Genomic DNA, 21747 nt, shown 5'->3' on the forward strand with positions numbered 1-21747 from the left:
GCACCACCGCATCCGCCCCGCCGTCCACGGTCCCCAACGCAGACAACGACGAATGCACAATCACCACCCCGCCATCGGAAACCCCCAACTCCCGAACCCCCGCACACACCGCATCCGCGTCAACCACAACCGCCAGCCTCCCTCGCAACCCACCAAGACGACCACTCCACCCCATCCCCTCGCCGCAGTTAGCACTGGCTCGGCGCTGTCAAGGGTGGCCGCGCCAGCGGTCATCGCGAAGCGACGCCGAAGGCGCCCTTGATAGCGCCGAGCCAGTGCTAAACAATCAAAAGCGAGGGAGTCCACCCCACCCCGAACTCACCACGCAACAGGCAGCTTCACAACACCGTAAATATTCTGATACTCAGACCGCAACGGCACCTCCCCCACCACCCGCAGCCCAGGAAACCGCCGAACCAACGCAGGCAACGCCACAGTCATCTCCACCCGAGCCAACTGCTGCCCCAAGCACTGATGAATCCCGTGCCCGAACCCCACATGCCCAGTCGCGACCCGCCGCACATCCAACTCGTCCGGCCGCTCGAACTTCAAGGGATCCCGATTGGCGGCTTGCACCGACAGCACCACAGTCTCCCCAGCCCGAATCACCTGGCCGCCAACCTCGACATCCGTCAACGCGGCCCGAGCCCCGGTGTGCGCAATGGACAGATACCGCATCAACTCCTCGACAGCCCCGCCAGCCGCCTCCGGATCGTCCCGAACCACCGCCCACTGCTCCGGATTGCTCAACAGCGCATACGTCCCCAACGCCAACATATTCGCCGTCGTGTCCAGCCCGGCCGCCAGCAGGAACGTACCCAGCCCAGCCAGTTCCTCGTCAGTCAAATCACTGCTGGTCAGATCACTGAACAAGTCGTCCGTAGGCGCGGACCGCTTAGCCGGCACCAACGAAGCCACATACTCCTGCAACTGGCCATAAGCAGTCATCCTCTCCTCTTCGGAAAGACCGACCTCGTTGATCGCCTTCGCGGTTCCCAGGAAAGACGCCCGATCCGAATACGGCACCCCGAGCAATTCGCAAATCATCACCGCGGGCACCGGATGCGCATAAGCCGCGACCAGATCGACCCCGGGCCCGGCCTTCTCCATCGAATCCAGGTACTCGCCGGAGACCTCGGCCACCCTATCGCTGAGCAACCGCATCCGCCGGACAGTGAACTTTCCCGTCAGCAGCTTGCGGAACCGGGTGTGCTCCGGAGCATCGATCCCCGTCAGGTCCCCCACCGGAGCCGGCGGCAGTTCCGGAAACTGCTCCATCCCGGGAAACGGGTAGTGCCACAATTCGTACCGGTTGCTGAACCGCTGGTCCCCCAGGATCGCCCGGACCTCCGCGTGCCCGGTGGCCAGCCAGCCGACGTGCCCGTCCGGGAACGTCATCCGCGTCAGCGGAGCCCGGTCCCGCACCGCGGTCAGCGACGGCGGCGGATCGAACGGACACCCCTGCGCCCGCCCCACCGGAACCCCGTGCACCATCTCTTCCCCAGTCATCCCCAAACCCCTTTCAGTGGGCGTATTCGCGATTGAAAAGCTTCTTGGACCAGAGATAGCCGCCGATGCCCATCACGGCGCACCAGCCGAGCGCGAACCACAGGTGGTCGCCGAGCGGCTTGTCGAGCAGCAGCGCGCGCAGGGTCTCGATGATCGGCGTGAACGGCTGGTACTCGGCGAACCACCGAAGCGCGCCCGGCATCGAATCGGCGGGCACGAACCCGCTGCCGAGGAAAGGCAGGAGCAGCAACGGCATCGGCGTGTTGCTGGCCGATTCGACACTCTTGCTCACCTGTCCGAGCGCGACGCACAGCCACACCAGCGCGAGCGCCACCACCACGAGGAATCCGACCGCGGCGAACCACGAACCGACCCCGGCGGCGGGCCGGAAGCCGACCAGCAACGCGACCCCGGTGACCACCACGAGCCCGAACAACGCTTGCAGCACACTGCCGAGCACGTGCCCGGTCAGCACCGAAACCCGGGCGATGTGCATGGTCCGGAACCGGGCGATGACGCCTTCGGTCAGGTCCATCGCCACCGAAATCGCCGTTCCCTGCACAGTGGCGGTGATGGTCATCAGCAGAATCGTCGGCGCGACGAAGTTGGCGTATTCGGCTCTGCCGCCTCCGGCCCCGCCTAACCCGGCGCCCAGTGTGCCGCCGAAAACGTAAACGAACAGCAGCAGGAACACGACCGGCATGCCGACCAGCATGATCGTCAGCGACGGATACCGGAGCATGTGCTTGAGGTTCCGGCGCAGCATGGTCATCGAGTCGCGGACCGGGTGGAAACGCAGATCGGGTCCGGCGAGAGCGGGTGCGGTCATCGGGAAGTCACCTTTTCGTCAGTGGGGTTGCCGGTGAGGGCAAGGAAAACGTCGTCGAGATCGGGGGTGTGCACGGAAAGCTCGTCGACCTTCACCGAAAGCGAGTCGAGCCGGTCGATCAGCGATTTCAGCGACTGCAGGCTGCCGTCGCTGGGCACGCGCAGCACCAGCGCGTCGTTCTGCCGGGACGCCTCGCTCAGCGCGCGCTGCGCCTGGTCGAGGTCCGTCTCTTCTTCGAAGCGCAACTGGACGTGCCCGCCGGGGATCTGGCGCTTGAGTTCGTCCGCAGTGCCCTCGGCGACAATCCGCCCGTGGTCGAGCACCGCGATCCGGTCGGCCAGCTCGTCGGCCTCTTCGAGGTATTGCGTGGTAAGGAAAATCGTGACCCCGCTGGCCACCAGCTTGCGCACGATCCCCCACATCGCCCGGCGGCTGCGCGGGTCCAGGCCGGTGGTCGGCTCGTCGAGGAAGATCACCTGCGGGCTGCCGACGAGCGTCATCGCCAGGTCGAGCCGGCGCCGCATGCCGCCGGAGTAGGCCGACACCGGCTTCTTCGCCGCTTCGACGAGATCGAACTGTTCGAGCAGTTCCGCCGCGCGCTGCTTCCGCGCGGCCCGGTCGAGGTGGTGCAGATCCGCCATCAGCAGCAGGTTTTCCTCGGCGGTCAGCAGATTGTCGACCGCGGAGAACTGCCCGGTGACGCCGATCGAGGCCCGCACCCCGTCGGCTTCCGAGGCGAGGTCGTATCCGGCGACCTGTGCCGCACCGGCGTCGGCATTGATCAAAGTGGACAGAATCTTGACCGTGGTGGTCTTGCCCGCGCCGTTCGCGCCGAGCAGCGAAAAGACGGTGCCGCGGGCGACGCTGAGATCGATGCCGTCGAGCACGAGGTGGTCGCCGAAGGATTTGCGCAGTCCGGTGGCGGCGATCGCCGGCCGGGAATGGTTGCTGGACATAGGTTTCTCCAAGACTGTGATCAGGAGCGGTGGATGACGATTTCGCCGAACGCGGTGTGCCCGCGGACCTCGACGGTCTCCGTGGACTCGCCAGGGCTGGCCGAGGTCTCCAGCTGGTTGCGCACGTGGCCGAAGTTGGTCTTGACGTCGAGCCAGGCCGCGGTGCCCTTGGCGATGCCGATCCGCAGGTCGCCGATCGCGCTCTCGAGCACGACCGAACCGCGGACGACCTCGCCGAGCGAGATGGCGCCGTTGGACGTCTTCGCGTCGACCCCGGCACCCGCGTGCTCGACCTCGATGTCGCCGTTGGCCGCGCGCACCCGGACCTCGCCGGCGGCGGAGTCGATCGTGGTGTCGCCGTTGGAGTTCTTGACCACCACGGTCCCGTCGACCGGGCCGAGCCGGACCTTCCCGGACGCGGTCGAGACCTCGGCATCGCCCGCGACCCCGTCGACCGTCACGTGGCCGACCGAGGTGTCGACGCGCAGCGGGCCGGTGCGGTCGAGGCTGACGTTCCCAGCCGCGGTCTTGAGCCGCGCCTGCCCGAGTTCGCCGGAGCCCTGGAAGGCGCCCGCCTGCACCTCGGCGGAAACCCGCGAGCCGGTGGGCAGTTCGACCGTCACGTCGACCGAGCGGGTCTTGCGGGAGAAGTCGAACGCCCGCATCTTCGGCCCGGTGATGTGCAGCGTGCCGTTGCTGTAGTCGACGCGGATCTGCTTCGCGGTCTTGACGTCGGAGTCGTCGTACTCGTCGGTCGGACGGACGTCGACGACCGTGTCGGCACGGTCGCTCGCGGCGAACCGGACCTGGCCGACGCCGAGGTCGAGGGTGACGGAAATCGGGCTGGGAGTGTCGAATTTAGGCATGGTTGTCCCCACATTTCGGTTAGGTGTGCCGTCTCCGCAGGTCAGAGACGGGTGAAGGAGTCAGCGAAGAAAGGAGCTACCGGACCCAGCCGGTGAAGCTCTGCTTGGAAAAACTGCCGCCGGGCGCCTCGAAGCGCTGCTCGCGTTCGGGTCGCTGCTGCAGTGCCGAGGAGGCCGCCCGGACGAGCCAGGCGTTGACCGAACGGCCCTCCTTGGCGGCGGCCTCCTCGACCGCGGCCTTGAGCTGCTCGGGCAGCCGCACGTTGATCCGCGCCGACGGACCGTCCTCGGCGAACAGCGGTTCGCTGGCTTCCGGAGCCGGTTCGGCCGCGGGCGCGGCGGGCTGGGCGGGTTCGGCGGGCGGCGAGGTCACGACGAAGTTCGGGTCGCGTCCGCGCAGGCGCAGTTCGACCGAGCCGGGCGCGAGGTCCCGGGTGATCTCGTCGACGGCGCCGGACAGCGTGTCCAGGAGGGTCATCCGGATCGCCGACTCCAGCGATCCGGTCAGCCGCTCGACCAGCGCGCGTCCCTCTTCGCCGCTGGCCTCGGCCAGCGTCGCGAATTCCCGCCCGAGGTTGCTTACGTACGTGGTCAAGTCCATGGCACCACTATGGCACACGCTTGGCACCACCACAAGCCATCGTGGCTCAGTTTGGCACCACTACGGCTCAGACAGTGGTGAAACTGCAGGTCAAAGCATGGTGCCACGCGAAAAATAGCCGAGCCGACGTGGTGCCACCGGTCCGATCACGCCCGTCCGCCCTGCTAGAAGTCCGTGAAGGGCTCCTTGAGGGAACCTGATTCCCTCAAGGAGCCCTTCACGGACAGCCGCTACTTGACGACCGCCTTCGCGACCGGCAAATCGATCCCGGCGCGGAAGCTAGGGCACTCGTCCAGGGCGCCTTCGTATGTGCACGTCATGAGGTGCTGCAAGTACGCCTGCGCGTCGAGCAGCCGCGTCACTTCATCCTGGATCGCCTCGATCCGGGCAGTGACCGTGCGCCGCCAGTCGCCGCGCTCGCCGTGGGTCCCGAGCAGCGCGGCGATGTCGTCGAGGCTCAAATGACCGGTCTCCCGCCAGGTGCGGATCAGCGCGATCCGGTAGAGCTGGTCCTGGTCGTAGAACCGCCAGCCGGAGCGGCGGCGCGGCTCGATCAGGCCGCAGCTTTCCCAGTAGTGCAGCGTCGACACCGGCACGTCGAAGCGCGCCGACACCTCGCCGATCGAGTACAGGTCCATGCCTCATTGCACCGCACCTCAAGCACTCGAAGCAAGGGTAGGCTAAGCAAACATCCCGCTGGCGTACCAGTCGGCCTGATCGCGAACGCCCGGCAGCGTGAAGAAGTACCCGCCGCCGAACGGCTGGACGTAGTCCACCAGCGGTTCCCCGGCGAGCCGCTGCTGCACGGTCTCGAACTGCCGCTGCACGTCCTGCTGGTAGCAGACGAACACGTGCCCGGCCTGGAGTTCCCCGTTCGCGTCCACGCCGAGGTCGTAGTTGTAGGAGCGGCGGACCAGCCGCTGATTGTCGGTCGCGGGCGTGCGCGGGTTGGCCTTCCGGATGTGCGAGGTCAGCGGGATCACCGCGCCGTGCGGGTCGGCGGAGTAGTTCGGGTTGTCGGTCTCGGTGTTGCCGTCGAGCGGGGCGCCCGAATCGCGGCGTCGGCCGAACATCTTCTCCTGCTCGTTGATCGACACCCGGTCCCAGAACTCGACCAGCATCCGGATCAGCCGCACCACCTGGTAGCTGCCGCCGCGCACCCACGCGGGCTCGGCCGGATCGTCGACCCACACCAGCCCGTTCGCCTCGCCGCCGACCGGATTCGCCGTGCCGTCCTTGAATCCCAGCAGGTTCCGGCCCGCGCCGGACGGCCGCGGCGGCGGATTGTAGCCGTGCATCTTCCACCGCAGCTGCATCGCGCCGCGGGTGTGCCGGGTGAGGTCGCGGAGCGCGTGGTGCACCGTGTCCGGGTTGTTGGCGCACAGCTGGATCAGCAGGTCCCCGTGCATCCAGGCGGCTTCCGGTGCGTCGTCCGGAAAGATCTTCATCGGGGTCAGCTTTTTCGGCTTGTGCGCGGCGAGGCCGACGCGGTCGAAGAGGCTGGCACCAAACGAAACCGTGACAGTGAGGCCGTCGGCAAGGACGGACGGGCCGAGCACCTCGCTATCCGACGGCGGCCTTCCGACGCCGAGGTTCGGCGGCGTTCCGCCGGTGGTGAGGAACCGGGCCCGGTCGGTGAGCGTGTGCAGGAGCGCGATCAAGTCCGTCTTCGAGCTGCTGAGCAGATCGAAGGCCACGAAGGCCGCGGAAGCCTGCTTCTCTGCCGGAGCCGGGGTGAGCACGCCGGACTGGTTGGCGCCGTGGAACGGGTGCTCCGTCGCCGGGGCTGGTGCCGCGCCAGCGGAGCGTTCGTCGGCCTGGGCGCCGCCGATCAGCACGCCTCCGGTGAGCGCGGTGCCTGCCGCGCCGGCGGCCGCGCCTTTCAGGAAGTTGCGGCGATTGACGTTCGTCACTTCGGGATTCACCAGCCGATCAGTGGCTCGGAGGAACTTCGAGCAGAGTGGGCACCGCGGACAGCGTCTCGACGACAGCTCCGGCCGCGCCGTTCACCGCCTGGCGCTGGGCGAGGGTGGTCGGCGCGTGGTTGGCCAGTGCTTCGTGGAGCGTGTTGAGCTGCGCTGTCGCGATTTGGACGAGATTGGGGGCGCGCTCGTTGAGCAGCGGAGTCAGCTCGGCCAGAACGGTGCGGGTGACGTCGACGTCGGCATCCGTTGCGGCGTAAGCAGTCCCGCTGCCTTGATTGTCCATTCCGGACAGATGGTCGCGGATCGCGTCTTCGAGGATTTCGTGCGCGCGGATCGGCAGCTTCGTGGGATCGCCCGCGACGTCGTCGGTGGCGAGTTTTCCGCGCAGGGCCGCGAGATCCTGAGTGAGCTGGTCGGCGACCGGGACTAACGACGCCGGAGCCTGACCGTGCCACAAGCCGTACTCCAGGCGGTGCAATCCGGTGAAGCCGGGATCTGCCGTGCTGGCAGGCAATCCGTTAGGCAAGCCGTCGACCGCAGTACCCGCGTCGCCGAAGCTGTTGTAGGACGCGCCGACGCGCTCCCACGCGAGCTGCGCGGTGAGCCAGTCTTTCTTCGCTGCCTCGGCGTTGCCTGCGGCCAGATCCGCGCGAACCGTGCCCACCGCGGTCGACACCGTGCCGAGCTGCTGAGCGGCGTACGCGAGATACTTCTGATTCGGTCCGGTGAGATCTTCTGTGGTGACCGGCTTGACCGGCGCTGGACCGTCGTTGGCGGCACCACCGCTGACCTGCACCGGAGCCGACGCGGTGGTCGTCTGTCCGGACATCAGGCAGTGGAAGGTGTAGGAACCGTCGCCCAGCGTCGCGGACATCGTGGCGCTCGTAGCCGGGCCGATCGTCTCGATCTCCGCGACGATGCCGCCACTGCTGTCGTCGAGCCGGATCTCACCCGCCTTCGCGGTTTTGTTGGTCACGGTGATGCTTTGCGCTCCGGCCTGCGCGGACTTCCACTCCGGCGCACAGTCGTGCTCGCCCACCGAAACCGTAGAACCCGTTGCGGCCTCGGGAAGCGCGGTGATCACCAGAGCCGCCACCGCGACCGGCACCAGCACCAGCGCGCCCGCGACGATCGCGGTGTGCTTGCCCGCGAGCCGTTCCCACTTCCCGGCTGGTGCGGCTTCGCTTTCCGGCTTTCGCTCAACCGGCTGCCGACCGGCCTTGACGAACAACGGGATCACGACGGCGAGGTAGACGAGCCAGGCCGTCACCTGCAGCACGGTCATCCGCGGCGTCAGCTCGGTGACGCCGCTGATCAGCGAAACCCACCACGAGTTCGGATCGAGCGTGCCGGTGAGGTCGAACGCGACCCAGCTCTGGCCGGGCAGCACGCCCCCGTCCTGCAGGTCGCCGAGGCCGTAAGACAGGACACCGGCCGCGATGACGATCAATACGAAAGCGGTGCGGCTGAAGAAAACGCCGAGGTTGAGTTTTACGGCACGGCGGTAGAGCAGCCAGCACAACAGGATCGCGATGCCGAGCCCGAGCGCCGCCCCGGTCAGCGGCGCGACCGTGGTGCCGGACGCTTTCACCGCCGTCCAGAGGAACAGCGTCGTCTCCAGGCCTTCGCGGCCGACTGCCAGGAACGCCGTGAGCGTCAGCGCGCCCGCGCCGATCGCCACCGCGCGTTCGACTTCGCCGCGCAATTGCGCCGAAAGCCCCATCGCGGTCCGGCGCATCCAAAACACCATGCCGGTGACGAGGAATACCGCGAGCACGCTCAGCGAGCCGCCGACGATCTGCTGCGCCCGGGAAGAAAGGACATCGGTGGAAAAGGTGAGAATTGTGGCGAAACTGCCCGCTACGGTCACCGCGCCCAGCACGCCCAGCCACACCGGGGCGGTGGAGACCGCGCCGTTTTCCGCTCGCATCTTGCGCAGCGCGGCCAGCAGGATACTCACCACGAGGCCCGCTTCCAGCCCTTCGCGCAAGCCGATCATCAGGTTCGGAACCGCGTCTGCCCACTGCACGCAGATTACGATAGGCAAACCTAAATTGCCGGTCGAGGGCGGGCCGGGAAACGGTTCTTTTCCTCCCGGATAGTCCTTATTCGGGGCCGATGATGCGTTTGACCGCTTCGGTGATCAATTCTTCCCGATCCGCTTCGGAGAACACGTCCGGCAACGTCAACTGTTCGACGATCAACCAGTTCAACGCGAGAATCAGCAACTTGACCGCCGTGGCGTCACCGGGCAGCCCAGACGCCACGTGGTACGCGACGTTCCCCTCGACATCGTCGCGGACCCGTTCCGTCAGCACCCTGCGCAACTCCGGCCGACGCGTCGCCTCGAGCCGAAGCTCCAGCAACGCGAGATACCCGGTCCGGAACGCCGCGATCCGGCCGACCAGGTCACGCATCAACTGCGCGTACGACTCCCGGTCCTCCAGCCCAGGCGGGAGCGAGTCGTCCTCCGGCTGCAGTCGCTCGTACACCCGAGCCCCAGCCTGCGTGAAAAGCTCGTCCCGATTGGCGAAGTAGTTCGACGCCGTCCCCGCGGGCACACCGGCCTCCGCGTCGACCGCCCGGAACGTCAGCCCGCGCGCCCCCTCCCGCGCCAAGACCTCGATCGCCCCGTCGACAAGCGCGGCCCGCCGCTGGTCGTTCCTCCGCACCATTTGACACCACTCCAGCTGTAGTTGTACGGTTCAAACCACTTCAACCAGAGTACTACAGACGGAGTCACTAGATGCGAAAGCTCGTGTACTACATCGCAGTCACCCTCGACGGCCGCATCGCCGGCCCCGGGGACGAATTCGACTTCTTCCCGGGAGGTGATGCTCAGCAGACCGCCGCCTACCTGGGATTCATGAACTCGCTGTACCCGGAAACGGTCCCGACCGCCTTCCGCGCCATGGCCGGTGTCGAAGACGCCCCGAACCGCCGGTTCGACACCGTCCTGATGGGCCGCACGACGCACCAGCTCGACCCGACCGTGCCGAGTCCGTATGCCCACCTGCGGCAGTACGTCGTGTCGAGCACCCTGAAACCGGACATCGACCCAGCAGTGACGGTCGTCCCGGGCGACCCGGTCGGCCTGGTGAGAGACCTGAAGAAGGAAGAAACCGGCTACGACATCTGGCTCTGCGGCGGCGGCAAACTAGCCGGGGCACTGCTGCCGGAGATCGACGAGATCGTCATGAAGAGCTACCCGGTAGTGGCCGGTGCGGGCATCCCCATGGTGGACGGCGAGTTCGACCCGACGGTGTTCTCCGTGACCGAACGAACGGCCTTCCCGAACGGGGTCACGGCCACCCGCCTTGTGCGGAACTAGGCAAGCGCTGGCGACCACTCCACCGATACTCGAACCGGCGACCGGGTTTCCGTTGCAGCGAAAGGTCAGTTGAGCTGGTCCGGGTCCGGGCCGGTGCGCAGGCCGCGGTCAGTGGTGGCGATCGCGGTGAGGTCAGCGTCGGTCAGGGCGAAGTCGAAGACGTCCAGGTTCTGCCGGATCCGGGCGGGCGTCACGGACTTCGGGATCACGACGTTGCCCAGCTGCAGGTGCCAGCGCAGCACCACCTGCGCGGCGGATTTCCCGGTGCGCGCGGCGATTTCGGCGATCGCCGGGTCGGTCAGGACCGCGCCTTGGGCGAGCGGGCTCCACGCTTCGGTCGCGATGCCGTGCTCGGCGTGGAAGGCGCGCAACTCCGCCTGCTGGAGTCCGGGGTGCAGTTCGATCTGGTTGACTGCGGGCACAAGGTCGCTGTTGTCGAGCAGGCGGCGCAGGTGCGCGGGCTGGAAGTTGGACACGCCGGCGGCGCGGATGCGGCCGTCCTTGGCGAGGTGTTCCAGTGCGCGCCAGGTGTCGAGGTAGCGGTCGCGGGCGGGCGTCGGCCAGTGGATCAGGTACAGGTCGACGTGGTCGAGACCGAGTTTGGCGAGGCTGGCGTCGAAGGCGCGCAGGGTCGAGTCGTAGCCTTGGTCGTCGTTCCACAGCTTGGTGGTGACGAAGAGGTCCTCGCGCGAAATCCCGGACTCGGCGATCGCGCGGCCGACGCCTGCTTCGTTGCCGTAGATCGCGGCGGTGTCGATGCTGCGGTAGCCGGCTTCGAGAGCGCTGGTCACCGCGGCGGCAGTCTGGTCTTCCGGGACCTGGAAGACGCCGAAGCCGAGCTGAGGAATGTCGACGCCGTTGTTGAGGCGGAGGTTAGGGACAGTCATCGAAATTTGCCTTTCTCAGTGCTGGACAAGGGGTTCGGCTATCGCGACGCGAGGACGGCGCTCGAGGGCAGCCGACAAGAACGCGAGGCCGAGCGCGGAAGCGGCGAGCGCGACCCCGACCCAGTTCGGTGCGGTGTAACCGAATCCGGCGGAAATCACGACGCCGCCGAGCCACGCGGACAGTGCGTTGCCGAGGTTGAAGGCACCGATGTTGACGACGGAGGCGAGCGTCGGCGCGCCGTGCGCCTGGTCGAGAACGCGCTTCTGCAGCGGCGGCACCGTGGCGAACCCGAGCGCGCCGATCAGCAGAATCGTTGCCGCGGCGAGGATTTTGCTGTGCGCGGTGACGGTGAACAGGGCCAAGACGATCGCGAGGCCGCCGAGGCTGACGTACAGCATCGGCATGAGCTTGCGGTCGGCGAACCGGCCGCCGGTCAGGTTGCCGAGGAACATGCCGATGCCGAACAGCACCAGCAGCCAGGTCACCGCGCCCGCCGAGTACCCGGCGATCTCGGTCATCATCGGCGCGATGTAGGTGATCGCGGAGAAGACGCCACCGAAACCGAGCACCGTCATGGCCATCGCGAGGACAACCTGAACGTTCCGAAACGCGGCCAGCTCCTTGCGCAGATGCGCGCCTTCCGGCCGGGGCAGATCCGGCACCAGCTTCGCGACTCCGACCAGCCCGACGACGCCGAGCGCCGCGACGATCCCGAAAGTGACCCGCCAGCCGACCGCCTGCCCGACAAACGTGCCGAGCGGCACGCCGACGATGTTGGCGACGGTGAGCCCGGTGAACATGATCGCGATCGCCCCGGCTCGCTTGTCCGGCGCGACCAGCTCAGCGGCGACGACCGAGCCGATCCCGAAGAACGCCCCGTGCGCCAGCGACGCGACAATCCGCCCGGCGAGCATGACCCCGAACGCCGGCGCGACCGCCGACAACAGGTTCCCGGCGATGAACAGGCCCATGAGCAGCATGAGCATGGTCTTGCGGTTGATCTTCGTGCCGAGAATGGTCATCACCGGGGCGCCGGCGACGACCCCGAGCGCGTACCCGGTCACCAGAAGGCCCGCGGACGGGATGGAGACACCGAAGTCCGCGGCGATCTCGGGGAGCAGGCCCATGATCACGAACTCGGTGGTACCGATCCCGAAGGCCCCGATGGCCAGCGCTACCAGTGCTAATGGCATGAGCCCGCGTCTCCTTGGTGTACGTCTCGGTCTGCGTGTTGGTGCCGCTTGTCGGCTTCAGCAATAATTGCATACGCGTCTTGTTGTTTGCGCGTGTTGTTGATGAGGGTCACAGTTGTGGCCACTTGAGGCGGGGCCGGGCCACCCCGGACAGGAGGGAGGGACCGCTTCAGCCATCACCACGCGGCGACATCCGCGAGGTTCGCCGTTCACGGGGTTCGTCGGCTGCCCTCAGAAGACGGGTCGACGGTATGCAATCGACCGGCATACCTGTGACAGGTCGACAGTGGACGGGATGGAGTCGGCGGTCTCCAGGACACCGCTCCGCAGGACCCACTCGGCAGGATCCGCGCGACTTCCGGACACCAGAAGCCGACCGGGCAGCGGAAGGACCCGTCGACGAGATCCAGCCGGGACGGTTCAGTCCGCGCGACCCGCCGGGCGGCCCAGTCCGCGAGGTTTCAGTCGGCACGGCCCGCCGGGGCAGCCCCAGTGAGGCAGCTCAATCCGTGCGGCCCAGTCGATATGGCCCGCCAGGGCAGCCCAGTCGGGCCAGCCCGGACCGCGAGGCTCAGTCGGCACGGCACCGGGCAGCCCCATTCGGGGCAGCCCAGCCCGCGAGACTCAGTCGACACGGCCCGCCAGGGCAGGCCCGGTCGGGGCGGCCCAATCGGGGCAGCCCGGCCGGGGCGGCCCAGTCGACTCGGCCGGCCGGGGCAGGCCGAGTCAGGGCGGCTCAGTCGGCGCGGCCCTCGGAGCAGCCCAGTCGGCACACCCCCCCCGACGACTCAGTCCGCGCGGTTCAGGCAGCACGGTTCAGGCGGGACAGTTCAGTCCGCGAACCAGTCCGAGCGACTCAGCACACGAGATCCGGCGGCCAGGATTCAGCCCGCGAGGCTGAGTCCGCGCAGCTCGGCCTGCGAGATCCGATCGGCGCGGTGCAGCCCGGAAGGTTCAGCCGAAGAGATCCAGTCGGCCGCATCCTGCTGACTGAATCCGCGTCGGCAGGATGTTGCCCTTTGTATACAATCTGCTACATGTCGTTTGCTGGATTCAGTCCGCGGAATATCGTCCGCCGGATCCAGTCGGATGGATCCCGCTGACCGTCTCCGCTCCGGCGGCGAATCGTTCCGTTCCAACGGCGGCGTCGAGCAGCGCGGCGGAGTTTGTCCACTTTGGACTAGTCGAAGGCAGGCACACCCAACCTGGGCGTAGAGGGTCAGTGAGAAAACCTCCAGTTAGGTTGACGAAACCGTCCTGGGTTCAGAGGTTTTCGCCGTTGCCGCGCCACCGGTGGCCGGGGTCCGGCCGTGGCGCATCAGGAGAGTCAACAGAAGCGCGAGCACGCTGACGCCGAGCAGTACGAAGTACGCTGCTTGATACCCGCCGTCGCTGGTGATCGACGTGCCGGAACTGAGCCGGACTTGGTGGGTGGCGGTGATCGAGCCGACGATTGCGGTGCCGAGCGTGTTCATCACGCCGAGTGCGGTGTACAGGAGCGAAGTCGTGACGCCCTGCGCATCCGCGGGCACGACCTCGATGACGAGATTGTTGGCCCCGGCATAGAGGAAACCTAGTCCGATGCCCATTAGCGCGGCGATCACCACGATCAGGGCCGGTCCGCTCAACTGTCCGAAGAGGATCAGCACTACTCCCCCAAGTGTGCCGATTATCGAGGTGAGCAAAGCGGTTCTCGGAGCGAATCTCCGGCATACCCATCCGGCACCGTAACCCGCGGCCGCGCCGACGAGGCCGAACGGAAGTCCGTAGCTCACGCCGTATTCCAACGCCGTCATGCCGAGACCGCGGTCCGTCACTCCGGGCACGTGCGGAGTCCGGAGCAACTGCGGGATGAGCACGGAACTGTTGGCGGTAGTGACGAAAATGGCGGTGCCCGAGGCGAGCAACGTCAGCCAAACCTTGGGTTCGGACACCAGTGCGAGATCGATCAGCGGTTCAGCGCGGCGGCGCTCGACAAGCACGAAAAGTACCAGCAGCAAAACGGAAAGTGCTGCCGCGTAACCGAGGAACTCCTTTTCGACCAGCCCGAGTACGAGGACCGCCATTCCGCCGCCGAGCAGCAAGCCGCCGGCGACGTCGATGCGGCGTTTGATCCGCACCCGGGTTTCAGGGACTACGAGCAGCACGAGCGTCGAGACGATGGCGTCGTAGCCGAGCGTGAACCAGAAGGCGCTGCGGAAACCGTAGGTGTCGACCAAATATCCGCCGAGCAGCGGACCGCCGAACGCGGCGACTCCGGTGCCAACGCCCAGGGCGCCGACGCCGAGCGGCACGAGTCGCGGCGGGAAGAGGTCGCGGATGAGACCGTAACCGGCGACGTATGCGACGACGAAAGCTGACTGGAGTACGCGTCCAGTCAAGAAAAGCCAGTACACCGGTGCCAGCGCGCAGATCAGCGAGCCGACGCCGAACATGATCGCGGCGGCAAGGAGGACTTTCCTCTTGCCATGCGCGTCGGCGAGCTTCCCGGCGATCGGCAGGAACACAAGCGACGCGACGAAGACGACGGTCATCACCAGCGCCACCTGGTCGGTGCCGAAGGCAGCGGCGATGTCGGGCAGGCCCACCCCGACTAGGGTGAACTCGAAGTTGGCGTTCTCGGTCAGGAGCGCGATCGCCACGACGATCGCCACGTAATACCAGGTCGACCGCTCTGCGGTGCGCGGTTCCTCAGCCATGCGCACCGATGTAACCGGCGGTCCGTCCGGATTGAGCGGGTCAGTCCCGCTGTCCGGGACTCACTCCGCCAACCGGTCGAGCGCTTGCTTGAGCTGCGGGATCCAGGCCTCGTGCTCCGGCTTCATCAACACCGAACGGAGGATCGTGACGGTCTCGGCGTCGCGTTCGACATCCGGGTGCAGTGAGGCGAAAGCGTCCGCGTCGACGCGCAGAGTGGACAGGTACAGCGGGTTTTCCTGATCGGCCATGCCGTCCTGGAGGATGGTGTTGGCGGCTTCGGTGATCTCGCTCATCCGTGCCCGCCTTGGCCAGTAGGTGACAATGTCCAAAGTGGGCTCAAGGTGCAGCGCGTAACGGTCGGATTCCTTGAGCAGTGCGGCAAAATCGTTCGCTGCCCGACGGCATGCGGCCAGAAGTTCGCCCAGGCCACGGTCGCGCTCCAGTGGAAATGCTTGCAAGGTAAGCCAAAGTGCTCCGGCGGCGGCACCCGCGCGGGAGCATTCCAGGGAGATCTCGCCTAGGTGCAGCTCGTCGGAAGTGAAGTAGGTATAGGGAGAATCGTGTTTGTAGAACTGGCCGACTGCCGGGTCGGCGAACAACACCGCACCGCATCCGTATGGCTGAAGTCCGTGTTTGTGCGGGTCGACGACGACGGAATCGCATGAGCCGATCGCGCGGTAAGCCTCGTATTCGTCCAGCAAGGTGTAGAAGCCGCCGTACGCGCCGTCGACATGCAGGCGGACGCCGTAACGTTCTTTCAGCGCAAGGGCTTGCTGGATGTCGTCGACCGCACCGAGTCCGGTAGTGCCTGGAGTCAGCACCACCGTGCCTACCCCGCCGCCGCGGACTTCAGCTTCGACGGCTGACATATCAACTCGTCCGTCTGGAAGTGCCCGCACCGCGCGGGATTCCACGCCGAGCACCTGGCACATGCGGCCGTGCGTGTAGTGCGCGTCCTGCGAATGGACGACTGCCTTGCCCGGAGCCAGTTCGCGGGCGACCCAGAGGGCTTCGAGGTTCGCGATCGTCCCGCTGGAGGTGAGGTGGCCGAGCGACGGCTGCGCGAACCCGAACATCCGCGCCAGGTCCGCGACGACCTCGACCTCCATCGGCGAGGTGGCCTGCGAGGCGTCGAGCGCGTGGTTGTTCGGGTTGACCACCATCGCGGCGAGATAGGCGGCGACCGCGACCGGATGCGGCGGTTTGAGCATCTGGCCTGCGTAGCGGGGGTGGAAGAACGGGAAGGACGCGTCCATCCGGGCGGCGTAGGCGTCGAGCAGGGCGGGGAGATCGACGTCCGGCTGGCTTGCCGGGGACGGGGTGTAGGGACCCCATTTGCGTTCCCACGCCTCCACACCCCGGAGAGCCTGGTCGATCAGTTCGCGCCGGTCCATGCGTCACCTCGTCGGTCGCTTGTGGCTGCCTCTTGGGCACCCTATCGACCCCGCGGGCAGCGGATTGGGCTTCTCGCGCTGGCGCTCTAAGGTGTGACGACGTTTCTTTCGCGCGGTGAGGAGCTTTCCGATGACCGATGGCCCAGCGTCCGAACCGGCTCCGCTGCGCGAGGGGGACTCTGCGTCGCCAGCGGGAACGCCGCATTCGGGGGACGCGCAGGGGGCTATGGCGGGTTCATCGCAGCAGCCCGTGCCAGCCGCCGGACCCGCGCAGCAGCCGATGCCGCAGGACTGGTCCGGCCCGACGCCCGGCTCAGCGGCCGGGCAGCCATGGCTCGCGCCAACGCCCGGCGCAGTGCAACCGGTCGCCGGGCAACCTTCGCCCGCGCCGACATCCGGCCCAACACAAGCGGGACCGGTCGCCGGACAACCTTCGTCCTCGCCGACGCCCGGCTCAGCGGCCGGGCAGCCATGGCTCGCGCCGACGCCCGGCGCAGTGCAACCGGTCGCCGGGCAACCTTCGCCCGCGCCGTCTCCCAGCCCAACTCAGCCGGTAGCCGGTCAACCCTGGCCCACACCGACACCCGGCCCAGCACACGCCGGACCGGTGCCCGGGCAGCCTTGGCCCGTTCAGCCGAACGCTCAGCAGTACCCGGGCTACTCCCCCTACCCGCCAGCCCAGTCGTGGCCCGCGCCCGCTCCGGCGAACGGCGTCTGGTTGGGAGTGGCGGCGCTGGTGCTGGGCATCCTCGGCTGCGTGCTCCCGCTGCTGCCGATCGACCTGACCGGCATCCGGGCGTACCTCGCGCTCCCCTTCGGATTGGCCGGGCTCGCCTGCGGACTCGTCGGCGTCATCGGGCAGCGCACCGGAAAACCGGTGTCAGCGGTGGGCATCGCCGTATCAGCAATCGCGCTGGTGCTCGGCGTCATCATGCTCGGCAACCTCGCCGCCTCATGACAACCGACGTTCAGCCCTGAGCGGAACCACCGTCGGCGCGACCCCGAGACACCGGAAAACCAGCAGCAGACATCGCCGCATCACCAACCGCCCCAGTGCCCGGCAACCTCGCCGCAGCATGACAACCGGCGTTCTGCCCTGAGCGGAACCACTGTCGCCGCAACCCCGGCGGATGCCAGGCTGGGGCCTATGGCGGACATCCTTCCCTTCCACCAGCGCCGCGCCCCCGTCCGGGAGGACGAGGCGGAACCGTTGTGGCGCGAGGTGCTCGGCCGCAGTCTCCGCAGCGAGCGGGAGACCCAGGGCGAGCGGCTCGTCGACGTCGCTGAGCGCGCCGGGATCTCGCCGCAGTACCTGTCCGAGATCGAGCGCGGCCGGAAGGAACCGTCGAGCGAGATGATCGCCGCGGTGACGGGGGCGCTCGGGGTGAATCTGGCCGGGCTGTTGAGCGGGATCGCCGGGGACATCCGGCGGATCAGCGTGGTGGGGCCGCGGCCGTCGCGCCGTCCGGCCGGGCCGGTGCTGATGGCTGCCTGAACGAACGAAGCCGCAGGCCGGAACCCCAGACCGGCCTGCGGACCTCGCCTCACGGACGGGCCGCGATTACCTGGTCCGCCAGTCCGTACTCCACCGCGCCAGCCGCGTCGAACACCCGGTCGCGGTCGGTGTCGTGCCGCAATTCCGTCACGTCGTGGCCGGTGTGCCGGGAAGTGATCTCCTCCAATTGCGTCCGGACGCGGACTACCTCGTCCGCCTGCAGGATCAGGTCCGGGATCGTGCCGCGGCCCTGCGCGGCGGGCTGATGCAGCACCACCCGCGCGTGCGGCAGCACCGATCGTCGGCCTTCAGCACCGGCCGCCAAGAGCACCGCACCCGTCGCGACCGCCTGGCCGACGCAGGTCGTCGCCACCGGGGCCTTGATGAAGCGCATCGTGTCGTACAGCGCGAGCATCGCGGCCGGGTCGCCGCCCTCGGAGTTGATGTACAGGTTGATTTCCTGCTCCGGATTGTCGGACTCCAGGAACAACAACTGCGCGATCAACGCGTTCGCGACGCCCGAGTCGATCGCCGTGCCCAGGTACACGATCCGTTCGGACAGCAGGTGCGAGTAGACGTCCATGATCCGCTCGCCGCCGGGACTGCGGGTCACGACGTTCGGGATGGTGTAGGTGCTCATGCGCGTACCCCCAGGCCCATCGCGTGCGTGCGCACCGGCACGACCTGCTCCAGGCGGTCGACGATCTGGTCGATGAAGCCGTAGTCCTGCGCCTGTTCGGCGGTGTACCACCGGTCGTGCAGGGAATCGGCGAAAATGCGGTCGAACGGCTGTCCGGTGTCCTGCGCGGTGAGGCCCAGCACGGTGTCGCGGGTGTAGCGCAGGTCGTCGGCCTGAACCTCGACCTCCACGGCCGAGCCGCCGATCCCCGAGGAACCCTGGTGCATCAGGATTCGCGCGTGCGGCAGGGCGAATCGCTTCCCGGGAGTGCCCGCCGACAGCAGGAACTGCCCGGCGCTGCAGGCCAGCCCGAGGGCGAGCGTCGACACGTCGCACGGCACCAGCCGCATGACGTCGCGGATCGCGAGCATCGACGGAACCGAACCGCCGGGCGAATGGATCCACAAGGCGATGTCCTTGACCGGGTCCTCGCCGGCCAGCGACAGCATCTGGGTCGCGAGGACCGTCCCGTTGTCGTCGTCGAGCACGCCGTCCAGTACGAGGACCCGCTGGCTCAGGAACCGTTCCCGAAGCCGCTGGTCGAACATCGGCGGAGTCGATTCGTTGGTCATGTCCCCGACTGTGCCGCCGCGGACCCCGGCACGGCTGCTTTCTCTGCCGACGGCAGATCTGCTGTGAGCAGCGCGGGAAGTCAGCCGGTCTTGCGGACGAGGTTCGTGTACCCGGCCAGCGCCAGCGTCGCCAGGCCCCACACCGCGATCTGCACACCCCAGATCGCCGCGGTGAACACCTGGCCGGAGACGCTCGCCGTATCGAGGTCGCAGCGGCTCCGCAGGCCGGTCGGCGCGATCGGCAGACCCCGGTCGAGCCCCAGGCCGATCAACTCGACCGGCGAGCACGCAGCACCGCTCGCGACACGTTCAGCGGCATGATGCCCGGGCCGGGTTTCCGTTGCCCCAGCCCATAAACCGAGCACTCCGGCAGCGACCAGCGCGAGCAGCAAAGCCGCCGCCGTACGCCGGGCGCGGTAGCCGTATCCGGCCAGCGCACCCCAGATCCAGTGGAACAGCCGCGACATTCGCCCGCCGAGGGCGTCCGGCGAGCGGCGGCGCAGGTCGTCCTGCTGGGCGATGAGGATGGTGCGCGCGTTGCCGTCGTGGCCTGCGGTTCGCTCGACCGCCGCCAGTTTCTGGTAACCGGTGGCGTCGTAGTACTCGGTGTGGCAGCGAAGCAGGTGCAGCCACCGACGCCAGCCGAAGGACGGATCGATTGCCGTGTAAGTGAATCCGTCCAGCCAAGCCAGTTCGGAATGTTCGCAATCGGCACCCGTGCTGCCGTCGGGACAAACGAGGTCGCCCGGCATGAACACCGTGGTGGCTTTCGCGTCGGAGAGCCCGAGCAGTCGCCCCTCCGGCGACGTGATGCGCGTGGTCGCGGAGAATTCGAGCTGTCCGCCGATCTGCGCGCCCTGCAACCGCACCGCGCCGATTTCGCCGTTGCCGCTCAGTTCCGAGTCCCGGACCAGCATGCTGCGGCCTACCGTCAGGGTGTCCGCCTCGATGGCCGGTCCGAGGTCATTGGAGACCTTAATGCTTTGACACTCCAACGGACCGCCGATGCACGCGCCGTTGAGGTGGATCGCGCCGTCGGTCGACGAGCCGGTGATCCGCGTCCCCTGATGCAGGTACAGGCCGCTGCCCAGCTCCGCCGAACTCGCCTCCAGCGCGAGTCCGTCCGGACTGGAGATCTCCGCGTCCCGGCACAGCAGGCTGCCGCCGATGCGCGCGCCGATCAGCCGGATCGCGCCGTCCGGGCTGTTCCCGGTGATCCGGACGCCGTCGGACAGGTGCAGGTCGCCCTCGATGCGCACCCGGGACGCGTGCAGGCCCGGCAGTCGTCCGCCGATCAGGTACAGGTGCGGCAACCTCGCCTGGCGCGCGAGCACCGGCTGGTCGAAGACGCAGGTGAGCAGCATCAGGCCCGCGGTCGCGGTGGCGCCGTCGAGGTTCAGCTCGCCGGTGATGCGAGCCCGGGCCAGCATGATCCCGCGCGGGTCGAGGTCGCCGTGCCTGCCAAGCAGGACATCCCGCAACACCTCCGCGCGCACGACGTGGTCCGGGCTTTCGGTTTCGGCCAGCTCGGCGACGTCGAGCTGCTTGCCGCCCAGCAGCTCGCCTTCCCGGGCCAGCTCGACCAAACGGCGTTCGAAGTCGCTGAGATCGGTCACCCGGGGCGCAGTCACGCCCGAGATCATGCCTGGTCCGGGGCTCAGCCGCGACGAGTAACGCGCTCAAGCTGGTCGGCGAGGTCCGCGAGTCCGTCGGCTTGCAGGTCGAAATTGTCGGTGGAAGCGGGCGGGTCGCCCACTGGACGGCCGACGTACGCGGTCCGGAACCCGGCTTCCTGCGCCCCACGCAGGTCCCAAGCGTGCGCGGCGACCATCAGCAGTCGCTCCGGCGCGCGGCCCGCGACGTCGATGGCGAGGCGGTAGACGTCCGGAGCGGGCTTGTAGGTGCGAGCGTCCTCGGCGGACAGCACGGTGTGCCAGCGCAGTCCGGCGTTCGCGCATAGGTCGAGCAGCACGGTCCGGCTCGCGTTGGACAGGCCGACCAGCGGGAATCGTTCCGCAAGGCGAGCGAGCCCGGCGACCGTGTCCGGCCACGGCGGCAGTCGCCGGGCCGCGAGCGCCAGTTCGGCCGCATTGCCAGTGCCGACCGCATCGGCGACGGCCTGCGCGGCTTCGCGATCGATGACTTCGCTCGCGACGTACGGCCGTTCCCCGGCGACGATCCGGCCCTGCTCCTGCTCAACATGCTTCTGCCATACCGAGAGCAGCTGTTCGACCTCTGCGTCAGCGAGCGACGGCGCGAATTTCCGGATCCCTGCGCGGATTCCGGCCGGTTCGTCGACGAGCGTGCCGAGCACGTCGAACACGAGCACATCGATGTCCATGAGTGTTCTCCCCCGACGGCGGCTGCTCACCGCAACCTATCCGGGGCGACCAGCGCACGCAACGCCTTTCGCAACCAGCGGCCGTATTCCTTCGCGGACCAGCCGTGGACTCGGCGCAGGTGCACCATCGTGTCCGCACACAGCAAGGCGTCCATGGTGTTCGCGAGCTGCGTATCGTCCACAGTGGACTCCACCAACCCGTCCGCCGCCGTGCGCGACCAGAATTCTTTGCACAGCCGCGCCGTCTCTCGCCGCCCGGACTGTGCTGCCTCCGCGATTTCCGACTCCGCACCTTCAGCTTGCGCCGCTACCTTCAGCAAGGCTCCCGCGCGATGCGCGATTCCTGCCGTGACGTCCGCGAGCGCGTCCAGCCGTTCGGTCAGGGTTCCGGCGATCATCGCGGCCTGCACCCGAGACGGCCTGCACGACCCAATGCCAGGGACTTAAGGCGGCGCTGTGGGTGCGGGG

Annotated in this window: 21 protein-coding genes; 3 read left to right on the top strand and 18 right to left on the bottom strand. The window is 67.8% G+C overall.

Going from position 1 to position 21747, the window contains the following annotated elements:
- Window positions 1–318: 318 nt before the first annotated feature.
- The 9 genes from D0D37_RS27015 to D0D37_RS27055 form a co-directional block, all read right to left on the bottom strand.
- Window positions 319–1509, bottom strand: coding sequence for a cytochrome P450 (locus D0D37_RS27015; RefSeq protein WP_116203410.1), 1191 nt, complete (start codon window positions 1507–1509; stop codon window positions 319–321).
- Between the two features lie 13 nt (window positions 1510–1522).
- On the bottom strand, window positions 1523–2338 hold the full coding sequence (locus D0D37_RS27020) for an ABC transporter permease (RefSeq protein WP_116203411.1): 816 nt from the start codon (window positions 2336–2338) through the stop codon (window positions 1523–1525).
- Window positions 2335–3294, bottom strand: coding sequence for an ATP-binding cassette domain-containing protein (locus D0D37_RS27025; RefSeq protein WP_116203412.1), 960 nt, complete (start codon window positions 3292–3294; stop codon window positions 2335–2337). Before D0D37_RS27025 ends, D0D37_RS27020 begins: the two co-directional genes overlap by 4 nt.
- A 20-nt stretch (window positions 3295–3314) precedes the next feature.
- Entirely contained in the window at window positions 3315–4160 is an 846-nt protein-coding gene (locus D0D37_RS27030; RefSeq protein WP_116203413.1) for a DUF4097 family beta strand repeat-containing protein, read from the bottom strand.
- Window positions 4161–4236: 76 nt separating this feature from the next.
- Complete coding sequence (locus D0D37_RS27035; RefSeq protein ID WP_116203414.1) at window positions 4237–4761, bottom strand: YlcI/YnfO family protein; 525 nt, start codon at window positions 4759–4761, stop codon at window positions 4237–4239.
- A 230-nt stretch (window positions 4762–4991) separates the two neighbouring features.
- A complete protein-coding gene (locus tag D0D37_RS27040; protein WP_116203415.1) occupies window positions 4992–5399 on the bottom strand; it encodes a MerR family transcriptional regulator in 408 nt (135 codons plus the stop codon).
- Window positions 5400–5441: 42 nt separating this feature from the next.
- Complete coding sequence (locus tag D0D37_RS27045) at window positions 5442–6674, bottom strand: Dyp-type peroxidase (RefSeq protein WP_162834490.1); 1233 nt, start codon at window positions 6672–6674, stop codon at window positions 5442–5444.
- A 19-nt stretch (window positions 6675–6693) separates the two neighbouring features.
- Window positions 6694–8715 (bottom strand): iron uptake transporter permease EfeU, encoded by a 2022-nt coding sequence (gene efeU, locus D0D37_RS27050; RefSeq protein WP_162834491.1) that lies wholly within the window; start codon window positions 8713–8715, stop codon window positions 6694–6696.
- 76 nt (window positions 8716–8791) lie between these two features.
- The gene (locus D0D37_RS27055; protein WP_116203417.1) at window positions 8792–9361 is read right to left on the bottom strand and encodes a TetR/AcrR family transcriptional regulator; all 570 of its coding nucleotides are present in this window, start codon (window positions 9359–9361) and stop codon (window positions 8792–8794) included.
- Between the two features lie 71 nt (window positions 9362–9432).
- Between D0D37_RS27055 and D0D37_RS27060 the strand changes: the two genes are divergently transcribed.
- Window positions 9433–10017 carry a dihydrofolate reductase family protein gene (locus D0D37_RS27060; protein WP_116203418.1) on the top strand — a complete coding sequence of 195 codons (585 nt, stop codon included), beginning with the start codon at window positions 9433–9435 and terminating at the stop codon, window positions 10015–10017.
- Window positions 10018–10082: 65 nt separating this feature from the next.
- Here D0D37_RS27060 and D0D37_RS27065 read toward each other — a convergent pair whose 3' ends face one another.
- The 4 genes from D0D37_RS27065 to D0D37_RS27080 all read right to left on the bottom strand — a co-directional run bounded on the left by D0D37_RS27065 (window position 10083) and on the right by D0D37_RS27080 (window position 16192).
- Window positions 10083–10904, bottom strand: coding sequence for an aldo/keto reductase (locus D0D37_RS27065; protein ID WP_116203419.1), 822 nt, complete (start codon window positions 10902–10904; stop codon window positions 10083–10085).
- A gap of 15 nt (window positions 10905–10919) precedes the next feature.
- Window positions 10920–12098, bottom strand: coding sequence for an MFS transporter (locus D0D37_RS27070; RefSeq protein WP_116203420.1), 1179 nt, complete (start codon window positions 12096–12098; stop codon window positions 10920–10922).
- Between the two features lie 1238 nt (window positions 12099–13336).
- Window positions 13337–14797 (bottom strand): MFS transporter, encoded by a 1461-nt coding sequence (locus D0D37_RS27075; RefSeq protein WP_116203421.1) that lies wholly within the window; start codon window positions 14795–14797, stop codon window positions 13337–13339.
- 60 nt (window positions 14798–14857) lie between these two features.
- Entirely contained in the window at window positions 14858–16192 is a 1335-nt protein-coding gene (locus D0D37_RS27080; RefSeq protein ID WP_116203422.1) for a pyridoxal phosphate-dependent decarboxylase family protein, read from the bottom strand.
- A gap of 607 nt (window positions 16193–16799) precedes the next feature.
- Here D0D37_RS27080 and D0D37_RS27085 point away from each other — a divergent pair.
- Window positions 16800–17150: a hypothetical protein gene (locus D0D37_RS27085; RefSeq protein WP_162834492.1), complete on the top strand. Its 351-nt coding sequence runs from the start codon at window positions 16800–16802 to the stop codon at window positions 17148–17150.
- Between the two features lie 189 nt (window positions 17151–17339).
- Complete coding sequence (locus tag D0D37_RS27090) at window positions 17340–17687, top strand: helix-turn-helix domain-containing protein (RefSeq protein ID WP_116203424.1); 348 nt, start codon at window positions 17340–17342, stop codon at window positions 17685–17687.
- 49 nt (window positions 17688–17736) lie between these two features.
- Here D0D37_RS27090 and D0D37_RS27095 read toward each other — a convergent pair whose 3' ends face one another.
- The 5 genes from D0D37_RS27095 to D0D37_RS27115 all read right to left on the bottom strand — a co-directional run bounded on the left by D0D37_RS27095 (window position 17737) and on the right by D0D37_RS27115 (window position 21677).
- The gene (locus D0D37_RS27095) at window positions 17737–18327 is read right to left on the bottom strand and encodes a ClpP family protease (protein ID WP_116203425.1); all 591 of its coding nucleotides are present in this window, start codon (window positions 18325–18327) and stop codon (window positions 17737–17739) included.
- Window positions 18324–18938, bottom strand: coding sequence for a ClpP family protease (locus D0D37_RS27100; protein WP_116203426.1), 615 nt, complete (start codon window positions 18936–18938; stop codon window positions 18324–18326). The genes D0D37_RS27095 and D0D37_RS27100 overlap by 4 nt, the downstream gene beginning before the upstream one ends.
- Before the next feature lie 80 nt (window positions 18939–19018).
- Window positions 19019–20569: a hypothetical protein gene (locus D0D37_RS27105; protein WP_162834493.1), complete on the bottom strand. Its 1551-nt coding sequence runs from the start codon at window positions 20567–20569 to the stop codon at window positions 19019–19021.
- Between the two features lie 26 nt (window positions 20570–20595).
- A complete protein-coding gene (locus D0D37_RS27110; protein WP_116203428.1) occupies window positions 20596–21279 on the bottom strand; it encodes a haloacid dehalogenase type II in 684 nt (227 codons plus the stop codon).
- A gap of 26 nt (window positions 21280–21305) precedes the next feature.
- Entirely contained in the window at window positions 21306–21677 is a 372-nt protein-coding gene (locus D0D37_RS27115; RefSeq protein ID WP_208720162.1) for a hypothetical protein, read from the bottom strand.
- Between the last annotated feature and the right edge of the window lie 70 nt (window positions 21678–21747).

Origin of the sequence: Amycolatopsis circi, from assembly GCF_003385235.1 — a bacterium.
Taxonomy (GTDB): domain Bacteria; phylum Actinomycetota; class Actinomycetes; order Mycobacteriales; family Pseudonocardiaceae; genus Amycolatopsis; species Amycolatopsis circi.